Below are 16,676 nucleotides of genomic sequence, written 5' to 3' on the forward strand. Positions count from 1 at the left end.
ATGCCTCGCCAAACCTCAGGCGGCACCGGGCCGGACGACGCCGGTCTCGTACGCGAACACCACCGCCTGAGCCCGATCGCGCAGGGAGAGCTTCATGAGCACCCGCGCCACGTGCGTCTTGACCGTCGCCTCCCCCACGTACAGATCCCTGGCGATCTCCGCGTTGGTCAGGCCGCGGGCGAGCAGCCGCAGCACCTCCAGCTCACGCGGCGTCAGCTCGGCCAGCATGGGCGAGGGCGCCGGGTCGGCCCGGCCGGCGAACGAGGCGATCACCCGGCTGGTCACGGCCGGGTCGAGCAGCGCGTCGCCGGCGTGCACCACCTTGATCGCCTCGAGCAGCTGCTCCGGTGGCGACACCTTCAGCAGGAAGCCGCTGGTGCCGGCGCGCAGCGCGGCGTAGAGGTTCTCGTCGGTGTCGAACGTGGTCAACGTGATGATCTTCGGCGGCGACGGTGTGTCGAGCAGCTCCTTCGCCGCGGACAGCCCGTCGAGTCTGGGCATCGAGATGTCCATGAGGACGATGTCCGGACGCGTGCGCCGGGCCACGGCGACGGCCTCGCGCCCGTCGGCGGCCTCGCCGACGACTTCCATGCCGGGGTCGCTATCGACGACCATGCGTAACCCGGCCCTGACCATCGCCTGGTCGTCGGCGATGACTATGCGAATGCCCACAAGGCGGAGGGTAGACGCCCGGCGCCTGCCTTGAATACCCAGGCCAAGCCGGGCACAAGTGAGTTACAAGTCACGACACGTGGACGCTCTGCCTGATGCGGGTCTGGGTGGCGTCGTCGCAGGTGGCCTTGGCGCAGAAGTACATCACGAGCATCGTCTTGGGCTGGCGGTCGATCACGTAGCTCACGAAGCCCAGCCTGGTGCCGGTCGCGGGATCGCGCAGCGAGCCGTCGAAGCGGGTGGCGGGGCTGTTGCCGGCCTGATCCTGCACGGGCTTGCCGACATCGACCTCGCCCGGCAGCAGGACCTCCATCTTGGCCTTCATCTGCTCGGAGTCGCCGGCGGGGTCGAGGGTGTCGGAGGTCTGGACGTACACGCCGGAAGCCGCCTCGGGGTCGTCGCTGACGATCTGCGAGACCTTCGACCAGTCGGCGCCGGGGCCGGCCACGAACAGGGCCTCGAACTCCGTGGCGTGCGGCGAGGCCACCGCGAACAGGTCGCGGTGCGTACGTGCCGTCCAGTCGCCCGGATACTCGAACGTCAGCGGCGCGGCCGTGCTGGTCTGGTAGCGGGACCAGGTGTCACCCCGGTGGTTCATGATGATCAACGCGACCAGCGCGAGCGCGGCGACGGCGGCGACCAGCGTGGTGGCCACGATCGGGACACGGCCTGGGTGCTTGTGCGGCCCGGTGGGGTGGGTGGGCGGCGCGGGCGGCGCGGCCGCCCTGCCCGTGGCGGCCTGCGGGAACGGGGCCGCGAGCGGGGCCCCGGCATGGGGTCCGGACGACGGTCCCGCAGGCGGCAGGGAATGAGGACCCGACCCGGGGCCCGAGCCGGGCACGGGGTGCGGCCCGGAGTGCGGGCTGCCGCCGGGACGCGGGATGGAGTAGGCCCCACCGGCGAGGTCGTCGGGCGCGTGCCCGCTGACGGCCTCGCGCAGCGCCGAGACGAACTCGGTGCAGGTCGTGTAACGCTGCTCGGGCGACTTGGCCAGGGCGCGGTTCATCACGGCGTCGATCTGCGGCGGCAGGTCGGGCCGCAGCTGGGACAGCGGCGTGGGCTGCTCGGCCAGGTGCGCCCACAGCAGCGCGATGTCGTTCTCGCGCTGGAACGGCAGTCGCGCCGACAGCGCCTCGTAGACCACGCAGGCCAGCGCGTACTGGTCGCACCGGCCGTCGATGTGCTCCTTGTTGATCTGCTCGGGCGACATGTAGCGGGGCGTGCCGATGAACTGGTCGGTCTGGGTCAGCCCGGAGATCGACGAGCGGTGCTTGGTGATGCCGAAGTCGGTCAGGTAGACGTGGTTGTCGGCCAGCAGGATGTTGGCCGGTTTGACGTCGCGGTGGATCAGGTCGTGCGCGTGGGCGGCGTCGAGCGCGGCGGCCACCTGCGCGAAGAGCTGGTTGGCCGGGCCGATCGGCAGCGGTCCCCGGTCGTAGATGAGGCGGCGCAGGTCGAGGCCGTCGACGTAGCGCATGGCGATGTAGAGCACGCCGTCGGCGTCGGCGTTGGCCTCGTAGATCGGGATGATGTTGGGATGCTCGATGCTGGCGACCGTCCTGGACTCCAGGATGAACCGCTGCCTGAACCGGTCGTCGACACTGAGCACCGGGTTGAGGATCTTCAGCGCCACGCGGCGGCTCAACCGGGGGTCGAGCGCCAGGTAGACGACGGCCATGCCGCCTTTGCCGACGATGTCCTCGATGTAATACCCGGCCACCTCCTGGCCGATGAGCGATCTTTCGTTCAATTGCATCACATCTCGATGGGGTGACCGCAGTAGCCGCAGAATCGATGCGCCTGTCCGAGCCTCATGCCGCACGACGTGCAGTATTTGATCGCCGAATCGGGCGCCGTCATCACCTGCTGCTGCTGTGGGGCCACGTGGAACGACTGGGACCGCCGGACGACCACGGTCTGGTTGGCTCCGTCGTCGAGGTCGAACGGTGGACCGGCCGCCAGCGGCTGTGGCAGTGCTGTCGATTGATCCGGAGTGCGGCGGCGCCACAACAAATACGCTCCGCCGCCGGCGGCCAGGAAAAGTATCGCCGCCGCCACGATGAACGGCCACAGTGGCGTGGACCCGGTCGGCTCCGCCGCCGCTCGCTTGGTGCCCTGGTCCTCAGGGCCGCCCCGCTTGGCCAGTGAGGTCTTCAGCAGCCCCGCGGCCACCACGTTGCCGGGGTAGAGCTCGAGCACGCGCTGGAAGCCGGGCGCGGCGTCGGTGTAGTACTTCGTGTGGTAGCGGGTCAGCGCCGCCTCGAACGCCGTGTCGATCGGGCCCCGGCGCGGGACCACCTTGGCCTGGGACAGGATGCCGGTGATCTCCCTGACCCCGATCATCTTGCCTTCCTTGCCGCCGCCGACGAGCAGGCCGACGACGTGGCCGTTCTTGTCCCCGATCACCGGCGCGCCCACCAGGCCCTTGTCGGCCAGGGCGCCCAGTTTGACCGGCTCGTCCACCTTCTTCTCGGGGTCGGCGAACGGCCTGCCGCTCTCGCCTGCCCCGCCTCCCTTGCTCAGGTGGGCGATCTCGACGGTGTGCTGCACGTTCGGGCCCGGCCGGCCGAGGAAACCGGCGATGTTGGCGGGCGCGCCCACCTGGTCCGGCACCTTGTCGGCGAGCGGCGCGGTCGGCATGCCGACGCCGCCGGCGACCGGCGTGACCGGCACCAGCACGGCCGGGCTGTCGGGGTCGGGGCCCGCCTTGATGCACTTGACCTTGAAACCTTCGGTGCTGGCCGGCGAGACGTTGGGGAAGGCCGTGATGTCGGGGGTGACGTTGATGATGCAGGTGGCGGTGTCGCTCTTGGGCGGGTAACAGGCCTGCAGATGGCGGTTGAGCTGGTCGTCGGAGAGCTTGTGCTTCTCGTAGTCGGCGGGGATCTTCACCTTGTGGTGCTCGGCGAAGATCTTGTTGGCCGCGTAGATCGCGACGTCGTTGTCGTTCACCGCGAAGCGCCGCAGCCCGACGATCGTCCCGTCGGGGTTGACCACGGTCCCCGTGCCCGACCCGAACGGGATGTCATAGGACCGCTCCACGTGCTTCAGCTCGCCGAGGTGGTCGAGCAGGGTGATCTCCACGTGGGACACGGCCTCCACGCGCACCACGGCTGGACTCACCAGGTCGGTGATCCCGCTCGGGTGCTCGTGTGCCGCGACCGGTAATGCGGTCAGCACCAGGGCTGCCGCGATGCCACCTGCCAGAGCTGTGAGGCGCGCCATCTCTCCGCTCCAAACACAAGGGATAGGACCAGGGTCCCAATCACCTGTCGTAAGTCAATAGACCACTGCATAGACAAGCGCTTGCTAGGGGGCATAACGTACCCGCGTGGCCTACACGATCGGCGTCGATGTCGGCGGCACCTTCACCGATGTGGTCCTTCGCAGTACGTCGGGCGCGATTTCCGTGGTCAAGTGCTTGAGTACACACTACGACCCCATCGCGGGAATCGTCTCCGGCGTTACGCGCGCGCTCGGCGACCGCGACCCCGCGCAGGTCACCCGGGTGGTGCACGCGACCACGCTGGCCACCAACGCGGTGCTCGAACGCAAGGGCGTGCGCGTCGCCTACGTCACGACTCAGGGCTTCCGCGCCTCCGTCCCGCTCGGCCGCTACGCGCGGGTCGAGGAAGACCGCTACGATCTGCGCTTCTCCCCGCCCCCTCCCCCGGTGGCCGCGGCGGACTGCTTCGAGGTGGTGGAGCGGATCTCGGCGCGCGGCGAGGTCCTGACGTCGCTGGATGCGAACTCCGTACGGCACGTGGCCGCGGAGATCGCGCGGCGCGGCATCGAGTCGGCGGCCGTGTGCCTGTTGCACGCCTACGCCAATCCCGATCATGAACAGCAGGTGGCGGCGATCCTCCGGGAGTCCGTCTCCACGGTGGTGACCTCGTCGGAGGTATGGCCGGAGATCCGCGAGTACGAGCGCGCCACCACCACCATCATGTCCGCCTATATCAGCCCATTGATGGCCTCCTACCTGTCACGGCTCCGCGCCCGGCTGGCCGAGATCGGCATCCAAGCCCCCATCCACGTCATGGAGTCCAGCGGCGGCGTGATCTCCGCCGACCTGGCCGCCAAGCGGGCGGTGGCCACGATCGAGTCCGGGCCTGCGGCGGGGGTGCTGGCGGCCGCCGGGGCCGGGTTCGCGGACGTGATCTCGTTCGACATGGGCGGCACCACCGCCAAGGCGTGCGTGGTACGCGGCGGGCGGCCGGAGATCACCCATGAGTTCCACGTGGGTGGCAAGGGCAGCTTCGGCGGGCGGCGGGCGGGCACCGGCGTGCCGATCAAGACGCCGGCCATCGACCTGGCGGAGGTGGGGGCGGGCGGCGGCAGCATCGCCTGGCTCGACGCGGCGGGCGCGCTGCGCGTGGGCCCGCACTCGGCCGGGTCGTCACCCGGCCCCGCCTGTTACGGCCTGGGCGGCTCCGAGCCGACGGTCACGGACGCGAACCTGGTGCTCGGCTATCTCTCCTCCGCCTCGATCCCGCTGTCGCCGTCGCTGGCGGACAAGGCCCTGGACCGGCTGGCGGGGCCGCTCGGGGTGTCGCGGGAGGAGGCGGCGTACGCCGTGCACGAGATCGTGAGCGCCTCGATGGCGTCCGCGGTGCACGTGGTGACGGTGCAGCGCGGCATCGACCCGCGCGGCTTCGCCCTGGTGGCCTTCGGCGGGGCCGGGCCGATGCACGCGGCCAGGGTGGCCGAGCGGTTCGGGATCTCGACTGTGGTGGTGCCCGCGTACTGCGGGGTGGCCTCGGCGGCGGGCCTGCTGGCCGGGGAGCTGTCCACGGACCGGGTGCTGTCCCGGCTGGACGCGGGCGACCCGGAGCCGATCTTCGCGGAGCTGTCCGCGGAGGCCGCCGCCGACCTGGGCGTCTCGCCGGCGGATCCCGGGGTTTCTGTGCAGCGGTCGGTGGACGTCCGCTTCAAGGGCCAGTCGCACGACCTGACCGTCGAGTGGTCCGATGCGCCGGAGGTGCTCGCGTCCCGGTTCTTCGAGCGATATCGGCAGGTGTACGGCATCGCACAGCAGGGCGAGATCGAGCTGGTCAGCTACCGCGTCCGCGTGATCGTCCGGGCCGACGGGGGCAGTTCCAGCGCCGGTGCGGCGGGACGTGGTACGGCGGAGTCCGGCGCAACACGTCCGGCGGCCGACCCTGCGTCCCCCGAGACCAGCGAGGCCCACCCGTACCTCCCCGCTCCACGCCGGGCGTACTTTCCCGAGCTGGGCGGCTACGTCGAGATCCCCGTGCACACCAGGGACACCATGGGCGCCGCGCTCCCCGGCCCGGCCGTCATCGAGGACGCCGAGTCCACCATCGTCCTCCCGCCCGCCTGGACCGCCACGCTCACCGAGTCCCGCGCCGTCCATCTGACACCCGGGAGCGGCGGATGAGCGACGCCCTGACCGCGGAGGTGCTCAGGAACGCGCTGGTGGTGGCCGCGGAGGAGGCCAGCATCGTGGTGGTGCGCTCGGCGTACTCGACCTTCATCGTCGAGGGATCCGACGCCTCCGCCGCCGTCCTGGACGCCCGAGGCCGCCTGATCGCCCACTCCATGGCCACCACGCTCATGAACAGCATGGCCCTCAAAGTGGCGCTCCCGGAGCTGATCAAGGACATCCCCCTGGACACGATGCGCCCCGGCGAGGCGTACGTGCTCAACGACGCCTACCGGGGCGGCGTGCACACCAACGACCTGCTCGTCTACCGCCCGGTCTTCGTCGACGGCGCACCCGCGTACTTCACCGCCACCATGATCCACGTCTCGGACCTGGGCGGCCTGTCGGCAGGTGGGATGGCGCCGCTGGCCACGGACATCTTCCTGGAGGGCCTGCAACTCCCGCCGGTACGCCTGGCGACCGCCGACGGGATCGACCCGGCCATGGAGGCCATCCTGCGGGCCAACAGCCGCACCCCGGACAAGGTCATGGGGGACGTACGCGCTCTCGTGGCCGGCACGGCGGTGGCCGCCGCCCGCTTGGAGGCGCTGATCGCCGAGCACGGGGTGGACGGGCTGGCGGCAGGCGTCGACGACTACCTGGACTACACGGAGGCCAGGACCCGCGCCTCCCTGGACGACCTCCCGGAGGGCCGCTTCGAGGCGGCATACCCGATCGACGACGACGGCATAAATCCCGAAAAATCACACCACATCCGCGTCGCCGTCACCCTCAGCGCCACCCAGGCCGTGCTGGACTTCGCGGGCACCGACCCGCAGGTCCCGGCCGCCATCAACGCCTCGGCCTCGCAGTCCCTGGCGGCGGCCGTCTTCGCGGTCCGCTGCTTCCTGGACCCGACGATCCCCATGAACGACGGCTGCCTGCGCGCCATCGAGGTGCGCCTGCCGGAGGGCTCCCTGCTCAACGCCCGCTCCCCTTATCCCTGCGGCGGCCGGTACGTCCCGATCTACGCCGCCATGGAGGCCGTCTTCCAGGCGCTGTCCGACGCGGTGCCCGAACGGGCGATCGCGCCCAGCGGGATCCTGCAGCCGTTCTCGATCGCCGCGGTCGGGGCGCCGTACTGGATCCACCTGGCGTACGACTTCGGCGGCGTCGGCGCCCGGCAAGGGCTGGACGGGCCGGACGCGACGGGCGTGCACTTCGGCATCGGGCGCAACTCGGTGCCGCAGGTGGAGCCGGTGGAGAGCCGCTGTCCGCTGATCGTCGAGTCGATCGAGACGATCCCGGATTCGGGCGGTCCCGGGCGGTATCGCGGCGGGCTGGGCTCGCGCACCGTCTACCGTTTCCTGGCCGACTGCCACGTCACGACCCGCGGCGACCGCCTCCGCCTGCCGCCCCCGGGCCGGGACGGCGGGCTACCGGGGCGGCTGGGCGGCTTCTTCAAGCGCCATCTGGACGGGACGGTCGAGCGGCTCGCGTCGAAGGTCAACAATGTGCGGTTCGCGGCCGGCGAGGCGTTCATCGTGGAGACCACGGGCGGCGCCGGCCTCGGCCCGCCAAGCGAACGGGACCGAGCGGCGGTCCTGGCCGACGTGGCGGCGGGCCGCGTGACGGCCCAAGGCGCGGCCGAGGACTACGGGATTGATCAATCGTCGATCAGCTCGGCGGGGTCGAAGGTGACCGGATAAGGCGCCGACAGGGTGATCATGCTCCCTGCCTTGTGGGCGACGGGCTTTTGGTAAGTGTCACCCTCAAGTTCGTAGACGTAGAGTATTGGCCCTTCAGGATCGACGCGCCAGTAGAGGGGAATGCCCGCCGCTGCGTATGCCTCCACCTTGGCCGTCCTGTCATGCATGCCGGTGCTCGGGCTGACCACCTCCACAACCAGCAGTAGGTCGCTGGGCGCGAACATGAGAGCTACGGACCTGGCTCTGGCCCTCGGCACGACGACGATGTCGGGGATGTAGAAGTCCCTGTCAGACGCGCGGACGTTGACCGTCGAGAACACCTTCAGGTGCGACGGCGCCGCTTGGTGGAGAATCGTCTGCAGACGGAAGATCACGTCTTGGTGCAGGGGGGTGGGGGCAGGGCTCACTACAAGGCTCCCGTTGAAGAGCTCGTAACGCCTTCCGTCGACCGGAAGCTCAAGCAGGTCGTCGACGGTAAAGGGCGGCGCTCCTGCTGGAAGAACCGTGCGTCGAGGAGTCGGTTCGATCGTTGCCATTGCGGTCACCCACTCAGTATCGGGAGTCTCGCCCTCGCCCACATGCTACTTCCCCAAATTTCTTTACCCTGAGTCACGAGGACGCCACGCTACGGCGCCCCGCCGCACCGCCGCGTGCACCGCCCGCGCCACCCGGGTCCCCCACTCCGACCGCGGCCCGCCGAACAACTCCTCCGGCCCCTCAACCGGCACGGCCACGCACACGGCGTCCGACGCCGTCCCCGTGCCCGCGAACCCCGCCTCGATCAACGCCTGGGACTTGGCCTCCGTGACCGTCATCACGGCGTTGACCAGGGCCGCGTCCGTCATGGCGACAGGCACCACGGTGACGATGTTGACGGTCCCCACCCGCATGGGAGCCAGCTCAGGATCCTGGAAATCCTCTGGCGCGGCCGCCCAGGTGGGCACCCGGAGCCCCACCGTCGCGAAGGCCTCCACGCGGCCGTCGGCCGCCCGCACGTACCGGTCCACCGACGCGGCGGTCATCATGCCCACCCCGTCTCCCCCAGGCCCTAACGAGCGGAGGTGATCGACCGGGTCCATGCGCGCATACCCGGCCACGACCTGGGCGTTCAGCACCCATTCCCGCACCCCGATCCCCCCGCCGAGCATCGCCGAGGAGATCATCCGCCACCCGGGCCCGAACTCCCACAGCAGCGCCCCGAGCCGGACCCCCTCCTCCACCCGATACGTCAGCTTCACGATCCTCCCCGGACCAGATGCACGACCGGCCGCCCATCCGGCCCGGGCTCGATCTTGACATGGGCGTCGAAGTGCCGTCCCACCAATTCCTCGGTCAGCACCTGGGCGGGCTTCCCCGAGGCGACCGCCCGCCCTTCGGCGAGCAGCAGCAGCGCGTCGGCGTACAGGCCGGCGACGGTCAGGTCGTGCAGGGTGGTGACGACGGTGAGCCCGTCGGCCCGCCTGAGCCGGTCCACCAGCTCCAGCACCTGCTGCTGGTGCCCGAGGTCGAGTGCGGTGGTCGGCTCGTCGAGCAGCAGCACGGGCGCCTCCTGGGCGAGCGCCCTGGCCAGCACCACCCGCTGCCGCTCCCCGCCGGACAGCTCCCCCAAGTGACGCGTGGCGAGGGCGGTCAGGTCCAGCCGGTCGAGCACGGACGCGGTGACCTCACGGTCGTGGCGGCTCTCACGCCCCAGATACGGGATGTACGGCGTCCGGCCCAGCAACGCGTAGTCGAAGACCGTCATGTCGGGCGGCAGGGCGGGGGTCTGCGGCGCGTACGCCAGCAGCCTGGCGCGCTCGCGCGGTTTCAGCCCCGCCCCCGGCCGCCCGGACAGCGTGACGTCGCCCCGGTGCGCGACCAGCCCCATGACGGCCTTGAGCAGGGTGGACTTGCCCGCCCCGTTGGGCCCGATGATCGCCAGCCATTCGCCCTTGCGTACCCGGAGACCGACGTCGCGGACGACCTCGCGCTCGCCGAGCCGTACGGACAGGCCCCGGGTCCCGATCATGTGAAGGACCGCCGGGTCATGCGCAGGACCGTCACGAAGAACGGCGCTCCCACGAACATCGTCACCACGCCGATCGGCAGCTCGGCGGGCGCGAGCACGGTGCGGGCGACGAGGTCGGCCAGCACCAGGAACGCCGCGCCGCCGATGAGCGACAGCGGCAGCACGATCCGGTACGAGCCGCCCGCGAGCCGCCGCACGACGTGCGGCACGACGATGCCCACGAACCCGATCAGCCCGCTCACGGCCACGGCCGCCGCGGTGGCCAGCGACGCCGCCAGCAACACGGTGAAACGCACCCTGGCGGCCCGCAGGCCGAGGCTCGTGGCCTCCTCGTCGCCCACGGAGAGCACGTCGAGCATCCGCCCGTGCAGCAGGAGCACGGCGGAGGAGACGGCGGCGTACGGGAGCACCAGCCAGAGCTGGTCCCACCCGCCGCCGACGTCGCCGAGGATCCACGAGTAGATGCGCTGCAGCTCCTCGACCTTGAACTGCTGCACGAACGTCTGGATCGCGGTCAGGAACGACGTGACCGCCACCCCGGCCAGCACCAGCGTGGCGGTGCCGCCGGCCCGCCCGGCCGTGTTGCCGAGCGTGTAGGCCAGGAACACGCCGCCCACCGCCCCGATGAACGCCGCGACCGGGATGCTTCCGGCCACGGCGGGCAACATCACGATGGCCAGGGTCGCGGCGAGTCCCGCCCCGGCGGCGGCGCCCAGCAGGTACGGGTCGGCGAGCGGGTTGCGGAACACCCCTTGGTACGCGGCCCCGGCCATGGCCAGCAGCCCGCCGACCACGGCCGCGACGAGCACCCGGGGCAGCCGCAGCTCGTACAGCAGCCCCTGTTCGACGGGGGCGAGCCCCGAGTCGACGTGGACGAGCGGCAGCCAGTCCACCGCCTGGAGCAGCACCTGCCACGGCGAGATGTCGGCGGCCCCGTCGAGGAGCCCGGCGACCATGGACACGGCCAGCACGCCCAGGGCGCCCAGCACCCAGCGGGGTCTGGCCCTGGACGGGCCGGCCTGCCTGGTCATGCTCAGCTCGCGCCGGCCTTGGACACGGCGGCGCCGATGCTCTCGGCGAGCTGGACGATCCGCGGGCCCCACCGGGAGGCGATGTCGTCGTCGAGCTGGATCACCCGGTCGTTCTTGATGGCCGACAGGTTCGCCCAGCCCGGCCGCTTGGCCAGCGTCTCCTTGCTCTGCTGGCAGCACTTGACGTCGGCCAGGAAGACCAGGTCGGGATCGGCCTGGGCCACGAACTCGGCCGACAGCTTGGGATACCCGCCGGCGGCGTCGGGTGCCTTGTCCGCGATGTTGGTGAGGCCGAACATCGAGTAGATCTGCCCGATGAAGGTCTGCGAGGTCGCCGCGTACGGCGTCTGGTCGAGCTCGTGGTAGTAGGTGAGCTTCTTGTCCTTGGGCGCCTCGGCGGCCAGCTTCTCCATGGCCGCCTTCATGCCGGAGACGACCTCGTCGGCCTTGGCCTTGTTGCCGGTGGCCGCGCCGAGCTCGGTGATCTCCTCGTACGCCTCGTCGATCTTGGTGGCGGCGGGCTGGAGCAGGACCGGCACGTTGAGCTTGCCGAGCTCGGCGACCACCTTGTCGAGGTCGTCGGAGACGATGACCAGGTCGGGCTTGTGAGCCACGATGGCCTCGACGTTCGGCTTCAAGCCGGACAGGTCGGTCTTGGGGGCCTCCGGCGGGTGGTTGGACTGGTCGTCGGCCGCGACGACCTGGGGGCCCGCGCCGATGGCGAACAGGGTCTCGGTGTGGGTGGCCGAGAGGGAGATGATCCGCTCCGGCTTCTTGGTGAGCGTGACCTTGCCGTTGCCCGCCTCGATCGTGACGGGGAAGTCAGCGGAGGCGGAGGCGGGAGCCGAGGTGGTGGCGGGGGCCGAGGTGGGGGTGGCAGTGGTGGTGCCGGACTGGCCGCATCCGGCCAGCACCAGCGTTCCCAGCAGCGCGCCCGCGAAGGCCGTGCGTACGGGCCTCACGAGAAGTCCTTTCACACTGTCGGAACCGAGAGACCCGCGATGTGCGACGGATCACCCTTTTCCACGAGGGTTGATGGCGTCAGCGCAGAGGCAGGCGACCTGGCTATGACAGTTGCGGGACAGCGCCGGACTCGCACCGGACTTCGCTGCGCCCTGCGCATCGGACAAACGCTATCAATCCCCTAAACGCCGGTGCCGTCAAGGGGCGAGTTGAGCCTCGGCCTCGGCGATGATCCGCTGCAGCCTGAGCCCGTGCGCGGCATCGAGCGGGTGGCCGCCGTTACGCACGGTCGCGGCGAACTCTTCGGCGATCACATCCAGGGGGTCGTCGTCGAAGGACGGGAGGACGGCGGTGCCGGTACGCCCGTACACGGCGAACGTGGGAGGCGGCACGTCGCCGACGGCGGCCATGCACAGCGACGCCTCGGAGACCGCGCCGCCCTCATGCTCGAGCAGCAGGCCGGTCCAGCCGAGCGAGCTGCCGTGCGCGCGCACGGCGGTCACCCGGCCGAGCGCGGCGTCCAGCAGGTCGATCACGTGCGGGCCGACGTCGAGCAGCGCGCCGCGCTGCAGCCGCCAGGGGGTGGCGAAGGGGTGGTCGCCGAGGAGGGCGCCGGAGATGTTCGCGGCGTGGCCGCCGAAGGGCTGGATCTCGCCGCATCGGGCGAGGAAGGCGCGGGTCTGGGCGGCGTAGCGCAGGGTGAGCACCATCTGGGAGGCGACGCCCGCCTCCGCGACGGCGTCGGCCAGCCTCTGGGCCGCCTCCAGGGAGTCCCCGAGGGGCTTCTCCAGCAGCAGCGCCTTGCCGGCGCGGGCCGCGCGGGCGCCGAGCTCGGCCTGTACGGCCGGCGGCACGCAGAACGCCACGGCCTCGCAGACCTCGAACAACTCCTCGACCCGCGCGAACACGGGCGCGCCGAGCTCTGCCGCCGCCTCGGGACGCCGGGCCCATACGCCGGCCAGCCGCGTGTGCGGCCCCTTGGCCAGCATGGGCGCGTGCGCCATCCGGGCCCACGGCCCCGCCCCGATCAACCCGACCGCCACCGGTTCCATGAGACCTCCCAAAGGTCACCCTATGGGGCATTCATCCCGCACGTCGCCAAGCGCATCCGGCCTCACTGCTGCTCGCGCCACCGCTGGAGGGCGTGCTGGGGCCGGTGGGCCAGGGTGCCCGAGTCGATGACGAGGGTCTGGCCGGTGACGCAGCGGCTCTCGTCGCAGGCCAGGAACGCCACCAGGTTCGCCACGTCGTCCACCGTGCACGGCCACGGGAGCAGGCGTTCGGCGGCTTTGTCGGCGAGTTGCCCCGGCGTCAGGGCACGCTGGGCGGCCGGCGTCATGACGAGGGCCGGGGCGACGGCGTTGCAGCGGATGCCGCGGGCGCCGTACGCGGTCGCGACGTAGCGGGTGAAGCCGATCAGGGCCGACTTGGAGGCGCCGTACGCGGCGTGCACCGTGTCGCCGACCAGGGCGGACACCGACGACATGAGCACGATGGCGCCGCCGTCGGGCATGACGGGGACCGTGTGCTTGACCATGAGCATGGCGCCGCGCAGGTTCACCTCCATGGTGCGGTCCCAGACGGCCACGTCGAGCGTCTCGAGCTCGCGGTCGCGGCCATACACGCCGGGGTCGAACACGGCGGCGTTGGCGTGCAGGACGTCCACCCGGCCGAACGACGCCACGAGGGTCGCCACCGCCTCCTCCACCTGCTTCTCGTCGGAGACGTCGCAGGTCAGCGCCATGGCCGTGCCACCATGGGCGCGGATGGCGGAGGCCGTGGCCTTGGCGGCGGCCGCGCGCAGGTCGAGCACGCCCACGCAGGCGCCTTCGGCGGCCAGCCGGGTCGCGCAGGCCGCGCCGATCCCGGACCCGGCCCCGGTCACCAGGGCGACGCGCCCGTCGAAGCGGCCGGTCACCACGCCACCCGCAGCGAGGTCAGGCCGCGGCCGACGATGGACTTCCTGAAGGCGACCGGCCGGCCGGGCACGAGCCGCATGCTGGGCAGGCGGCGGCCGAGCACGTCGAGCGCGGTGCGCAGTTGGAGGCGGCCGAGTGCGGCGCCCACGCAGAAGTGGATCCCGTAGCCGAAGACCATGTGGTCGGCGGCGTTCGGCCGGTCGACCCAGAAACGTTCGGGGTCGGGGAAGACGGTCTCGTCGTGGGCGGCGGAGTCGGTGGACAGCAGGACGAGGGCGCCGGCGGGGATCGTCACGCCATGGAGTGAGATATCCGTCGCGGCGTACCGGAAGGAGCCCAGAGAGGCGCCGTCGATGCGCATGCACTCCTCGGCCGCGTTCGCGACCTGCTCAGGCGGCACCGGCCAGGCGTCCTCCTTGAGCAGGCGCAGGACGGTGTTGCCGAGCTGGTTAGGCACGGTGTCGTTGCCGCCGAGCAGGATCGTGGAGATCAGCTCGACCACCTCCCTGTGGGTCAGCTCGGCACCGATCAGCGCGGTCATCAGCGAGGTGAAGTCGTCCTGCGGGTCCTTGGCCCGGGCGGCCACCAGGCGGTCCACGTAGTCGAGGTAGGTCAGGAAGCTGCCAGCGAGCTCCAGCTGGCGCTGCGGCGGCTGCGGCGACAGAAAGAGCTGGAACCAGTCCTTGACGTGCGCCTGCACGAACGCCTCGTCCGACTCCGGCACCCCGATGAAGCGGGCGGTCAGCTTGATCGACGGCTCGTGCCCGATCTCGGCCACGAAGTCGGCCCCGCCCTGTGGGGCGATCCTGTCAAGGAGGTCTTCGTTGAGCGTCCGGAACGTGTCCTCCATGGCGGCGACGGCACGCGGCGTGAACGCCCTGGACACCGACCGGCGCAGCCTGGTGTGGTCGGGCGGATCCACGTTCGCCACGAAGCTGGACAGGAACGACCCGTGCTCGCCCAGTTTCTCCCTTGTCTCGGCGGTCAGGCTGCGGGAGATCGTCAGCGAGCCCTTGGAGGAGAAGCGCCGGGGGTCGCCGTAGGCCGCCCGCACGTCGGCGTAGCGGGTCAGGACGTACGCCTGGAGATGCTCGCTCCAGAACACCGGCGACTCCTCGCGGAGCCGGGCGAGGAATGGGTACGGGGCGGCGACGTGCCAGTCCGAGCTGACGTCGAAGTCCTTGATCACGTGAAGATCCTCCGCGGGTTGTCGACGAGCATCTGGTGGAGCTGGTCGTCCGTGACGCCCCTCTTGCGGAGCTCGGGCACGACGTCGCGGGAGATGTGGAGGAGGTGGTAGTTCGGGTGACGCTGCCGGACGACGTCGGCGTCGAATCGGTCGTTGAAGCAGTACGAGTCATGACCTAAGACCATTTTTCCGGCGTGTCCGCGCTCGCACATCGCCGCCACCACCGACACCCGGTCCTCGAACGAGCTGATCGTCTCGATGCCGAAGCGGTCCATGCCCAGGTAGGAGCCGTTCGCGACCAGCTCTTCGAGGTAGGCCACGTCGGTCGAGTCCCCGGCGTGCCCGATCACCACCCGGCCGAGGTCGACTCCGAGCGAGCCGAGCAGGCGCTGCTGTTCCAGGCCGCCCTCGCTGGCGCTGTGGGAGTGTGTGGTGATCGGCGCGCCGGTCTCCAGATGCGCCTCGGCGACCGCCCTGAACACCCGCTCGCAGCCCTTCGTCATGCCGAGGTGGTCGGAGGCGCACTTGAGCATGGCGGCCTTGACCCCGGTCCGCCCGATGCCCTCGACGATGTCGCGTACGAAGAACTCCGCCAGGCGATCGGGCCCACCGAACAAGGACCCGGGACCGCGGTTGCCGAAGTACGGCGGCAGCGCGTCATAGGTGTAGAGCCCCGTGGCGGCCACGATGTTCACGCTGGTCAGCTCGGCCACCCGCTGCACGGACGGGATGTGCCGGCCGAGACCGACCACGGTCAGGTCCACGATCGTGTCGATGCCCTCGGCCTTCAGCGCCTCCAGCTTGCCCGCCGCCTCCCGGGCCCGCGTCTCCAGGTCCCACCCCTCCGGGATGTCCGGCCAGTTCCACAGGATCTCCGGGCTCAGCCCGAAGACGTGCTCGTGCATGAGCGTCGCCCCGAGGTCGGCGACCGGGCCTCTCACGGTCTCAGGCACGGGAACCTCTCGTGCTCGAACGGCCGGTTGACCTCGAGCCCGAGCCCGTCGGTCTGCGTGTACGGCAGGCCGGTGTAGAGCGCGTCGGCGTCGAAGTAGGTGACGGTGAACGACAGCCGCGGGCTGCCGTGGCGGTTGGCGGGTGCGCCGTGCACGGTCAGCGCGTGGTGCACGGTCGCGTCGCCGGCCTTGAGGTCGAGCGGCGGGGACACCTCCAGCTCCTTCAGCCACGGGTGCTGGCTGAGCTGGTCGTCCCCGGGCCGGGTGAAGCTGCGCCCGAGCAACCCGTGGCGGTGCGATCCTTCGTAGAACCTGAGCGAGCCCATGTCGGCGGGCACGTCGGCCAGCGCCAGCCACACGGTCAGCATGGCCGAGCGATCCATGGGCATCCAGGGGAAGTCCTGGTGGAACTCGGTGGCGCCGTGCTCGCCGGCCTCCTTGACCAGGAGGTTGGTGACCTGCACGCGGACGGCCCGGACGCCGCGTAGCAGCCGTACGGCGTTGCGGCCCATCTGGGGGCTCATGGTCAGGGCGCCGAACATCTCGTCGCTCGCCGCGATGTCCCTCGACTGCCCGAACGCCTGGTCGACCAGCGTCTGCTTGCTCTTCGCCCGGCCGCTCAGGTAGCCGGCGGCCCGATCGCGCAGCTCGCCCGCGGTGCCGGGGTCGATGAGCCGGCCGAGCCGCACCCAGCCGTGGTCGTGGAAGAACGCCACCTCGTCGTCGGTGGCCTGGCGCACCGGGATCTCCATGGCCTCAGTCTCGCATCTGAAGCAAGCGCTTGGTAAGAGATGATTTTGAGTAGCCCCTACTCATGCGTCCGGCGCACGCCGGCCGCACCCTCGG

The 16,676-nt window shown here is 70.9% G+C and carries 15 protein-coding genes; 2 read left to right on the top strand and 13 right to left on the bottom strand.

Features of this window, described 5'->3' with window-relative positions; genetic code table 11:
* Window positions 1-15: 15 nt before the first annotated feature.
* From OHA25_RS47415 to OHA25_RS47425, 3 genes are all read right to left on the bottom strand, one after another.
* Window positions 16-672 (bottom strand): response regulator transcription factor, encoded by a 657-nt coding sequence (locus OHA25_RS47415; RefSeq protein ID WP_327583409.1) that lies wholly within the window; start codon window positions 670-672, stop codon window positions 16-18.
* 70 nt (window positions 673-742) lie between these two features.
* The gene (locus OHA25_RS47420) at window positions 743-2,428 is read right to left on the bottom strand and encodes a serine/threonine protein kinase (RefSeq protein WP_327583410.1); all 1,686 of its coding nucleotides are present in this window, start codon (window positions 2,426-2,428) and stop codon (window positions 743-745) included.
* The gene (locus tag OHA25_RS47425; RefSeq protein ID WP_327583411.1) at window positions 2,428-3,897 is read right to left on the bottom strand and encodes a zinc ribbon domain-containing protein; all 1,470 of its coding nucleotides are present in this window, start codon (window positions 3,895-3,897) and stop codon (window positions 2,428-2,430) included. Before OHA25_RS47425 ends, OHA25_RS47420 begins: the two co-directional genes overlap by 1 nt.
* 106 nt (window positions 3,898-4,003) lie before the next feature.
* On the opposite strand from OHA25_RS47425, the gene OHA25_RS47430 reads away from it, so the two are divergent.
* Window positions 4,004-6,073, top strand: coding sequence for a hydantoinase/oxoprolinase family protein (locus OHA25_RS47430; RefSeq protein WP_327583412.1), 2,070 nt, complete (start codon window positions 4,004-4,006; stop codon window positions 6,071-6,073).
* Window positions 6,070-7,767, top strand: a complete 1,698-nt coding sequence (locus OHA25_RS47435; RefSeq protein ID WP_327583413.1) for a hydantoinase B/oxoprolinase family protein — start codon at window positions 6,070-6,072, stop codon at window positions 7,765-7,767. Before OHA25_RS47430 ends, OHA25_RS47435 begins: the two co-directional genes overlap by 4 nt.
* On the opposite strand, the gene OHA25_RS47440 is transcribed toward OHA25_RS47435, so the two are convergent.
* The 10 genes from OHA25_RS47440 to OHA25_RS47485 all read right to left on the bottom strand — a co-directional run bounded on the left by OHA25_RS47440 (window position 7,725) and on the right by OHA25_RS47485 (window position 16,582).
* On the bottom strand, window positions 7,725-8,303 hold the full coding sequence (locus tag OHA25_RS47440) for a Uma2 family endonuclease (RefSeq protein WP_327583414.1): 579 nt from the start codon (window positions 8,301-8,303) through the stop codon (window positions 7,725-7,727). The genes OHA25_RS47435 and OHA25_RS47440 overlap by 43 nt on opposite strands.
* Before the next feature lie 63 nt (window positions 8,304-8,366).
* Window positions 8,367-9,005, bottom strand: coding sequence for an adenosylcobinamide amidohydrolase (locus OHA25_RS47445; protein ID WP_327583415.1), 639 nt, complete (start codon window positions 9,003-9,005; stop codon window positions 8,367-8,369).
* Window positions 9,002-9,775 carry an ABC transporter ATP-binding protein gene (locus OHA25_RS47450; RefSeq protein ID WP_327583416.1) on the bottom strand — a complete coding sequence of 258 codons (774 nt, stop codon included), beginning with the start codon at window positions 9,773-9,775 and terminating at the stop codon, window positions 9,002-9,004. The genes OHA25_RS47445 and OHA25_RS47450 overlap by 4 nt, the downstream gene beginning before the upstream one ends.
* Window positions 9,772-10,806: a FecCD family ABC transporter permease gene (locus tag OHA25_RS47455; RefSeq protein WP_327583417.1), complete on the bottom strand. Its 1,035-nt coding sequence runs from the start codon at window positions 10,804-10,806 to the stop codon at window positions 9,772-9,774. The genes OHA25_RS47450 and OHA25_RS47455 overlap by 4 nt, the downstream gene beginning before the upstream one ends.
* Window positions 10,807-10,808: 2 nt before the next feature.
* Complete coding sequence (locus OHA25_RS47460) at window positions 10,809-11,768, bottom strand: ABC transporter substrate-binding protein (protein ID WP_327583418.1); 960 nt, start codon at window positions 11,766-11,768, stop codon at window positions 10,809-10,811.
* 198 nt (window positions 11,769-11,966) lie between these two features.
* A complete protein-coding gene (locus OHA25_RS47465; RefSeq protein WP_327583419.1) occupies window positions 11,967-12,821 on the bottom strand; it encodes a Gfo/Idh/MocA family protein in 855 nt (284 codons plus the stop codon).
* Window positions 12,822-12,883: 62 nt separating this feature from the next.
* Window positions 12,884-13,687 (bottom strand): SDR family NAD(P)-dependent oxidoreductase, encoded by an 804-nt coding sequence (locus OHA25_RS47470; RefSeq protein WP_327583420.1) that lies wholly within the window; start codon window positions 13,685-13,687, stop codon window positions 12,884-12,886.
* Window positions 13,684-14,877 (bottom strand): cytochrome P450, encoded by a 1,194-nt coding sequence (locus OHA25_RS47475; RefSeq protein WP_327583421.1) that lies wholly within the window; start codon window positions 14,875-14,877, stop codon window positions 13,684-13,686. The genes OHA25_RS47470 and OHA25_RS47475 overlap by 4 nt, the downstream gene beginning before the upstream one ends.
* Complete coding sequence (locus OHA25_RS47480) at window positions 14,874-15,830, bottom strand: phosphotriesterase family protein (protein WP_327583422.1); 957 nt, start codon at window positions 15,828-15,830, stop codon at window positions 14,874-14,876. Before OHA25_RS47480 ends, OHA25_RS47475 begins: the two co-directional genes overlap by 4 nt.
* A complete protein-coding gene (locus tag OHA25_RS47485) occupies window positions 15,815-16,582 on the bottom strand; it encodes a phytanoyl-CoA dioxygenase family protein (protein ID WP_327583423.1) in 768 nt (255 codons plus the stop codon). Before OHA25_RS47485 ends, OHA25_RS47480 begins: the two co-directional genes overlap by 16 nt.
* Window positions 16,583-16,676 lie beyond the last annotated feature (94 nt).

The organism is Nonomuraea sp. NBC_00507, assembly GCF_036013525.1.
Classification (GTDB): domain Bacteria; phylum Actinomycetota; class Actinomycetes; order Streptosporangiales; family Streptosporangiaceae; genus Nonomuraea.

Coding starts and splice junctions, on each gene's coding strand:
- OHA25_RS47420 (WP_327583410.1), bottom strand. CDS start 2,428: ATGCAATTGAACGAAAGATCGCTCATCGGCCAGGAGGTGGCCGGGTAT.
- OHA25_RS47425 (WP_327583411.1), bottom strand. CDS start 3,897: ATGGCGCGCCTCACAGCTCTGGCAGGTGGCATCGCGGCAGCCCTGGTG.
- OHA25_RS47435 (WP_327583413.1), top strand. CDS start 6,070: ATGAGCGACGCCCTGACCGCGGAGGTGCTCAGGAACGCGCTGGTGGTG.
- OHA25_RS47440 (WP_327583414.1), bottom strand. CDS start 8,303: ATGGCAACGATCGAACCGACTCCTCGACGCACGGTTCTTCCAGCAGGA.
- OHA25_RS47450 (WP_327583416.1), bottom strand. CDS start 9,775: ATGATCGGGACCCGGGGCCTGTCCGTACGGCTCGGCGAGCGCGAGGTC.
- OHA25_RS47455 (WP_327583417.1), bottom strand. CDS start 10,806: ATGACCAGGCAGGCCGGCCCGTCCAGGGCCAGACCCCGCTGGGTGCTG.
- OHA25_RS47465 (WP_327583419.1), bottom strand. CDS start 12,821: ATGGAACCGGTGGCGGTCGGGTTGATCGGGGCGGGGCCGTGGGCCCGG.
- OHA25_RS47485 (WP_327583423.1), bottom strand. CDS start 16,582: ATGGAGATCCCGGTGCGCCAGGCCACCGACGACGAGGTGGCGTTCTTC.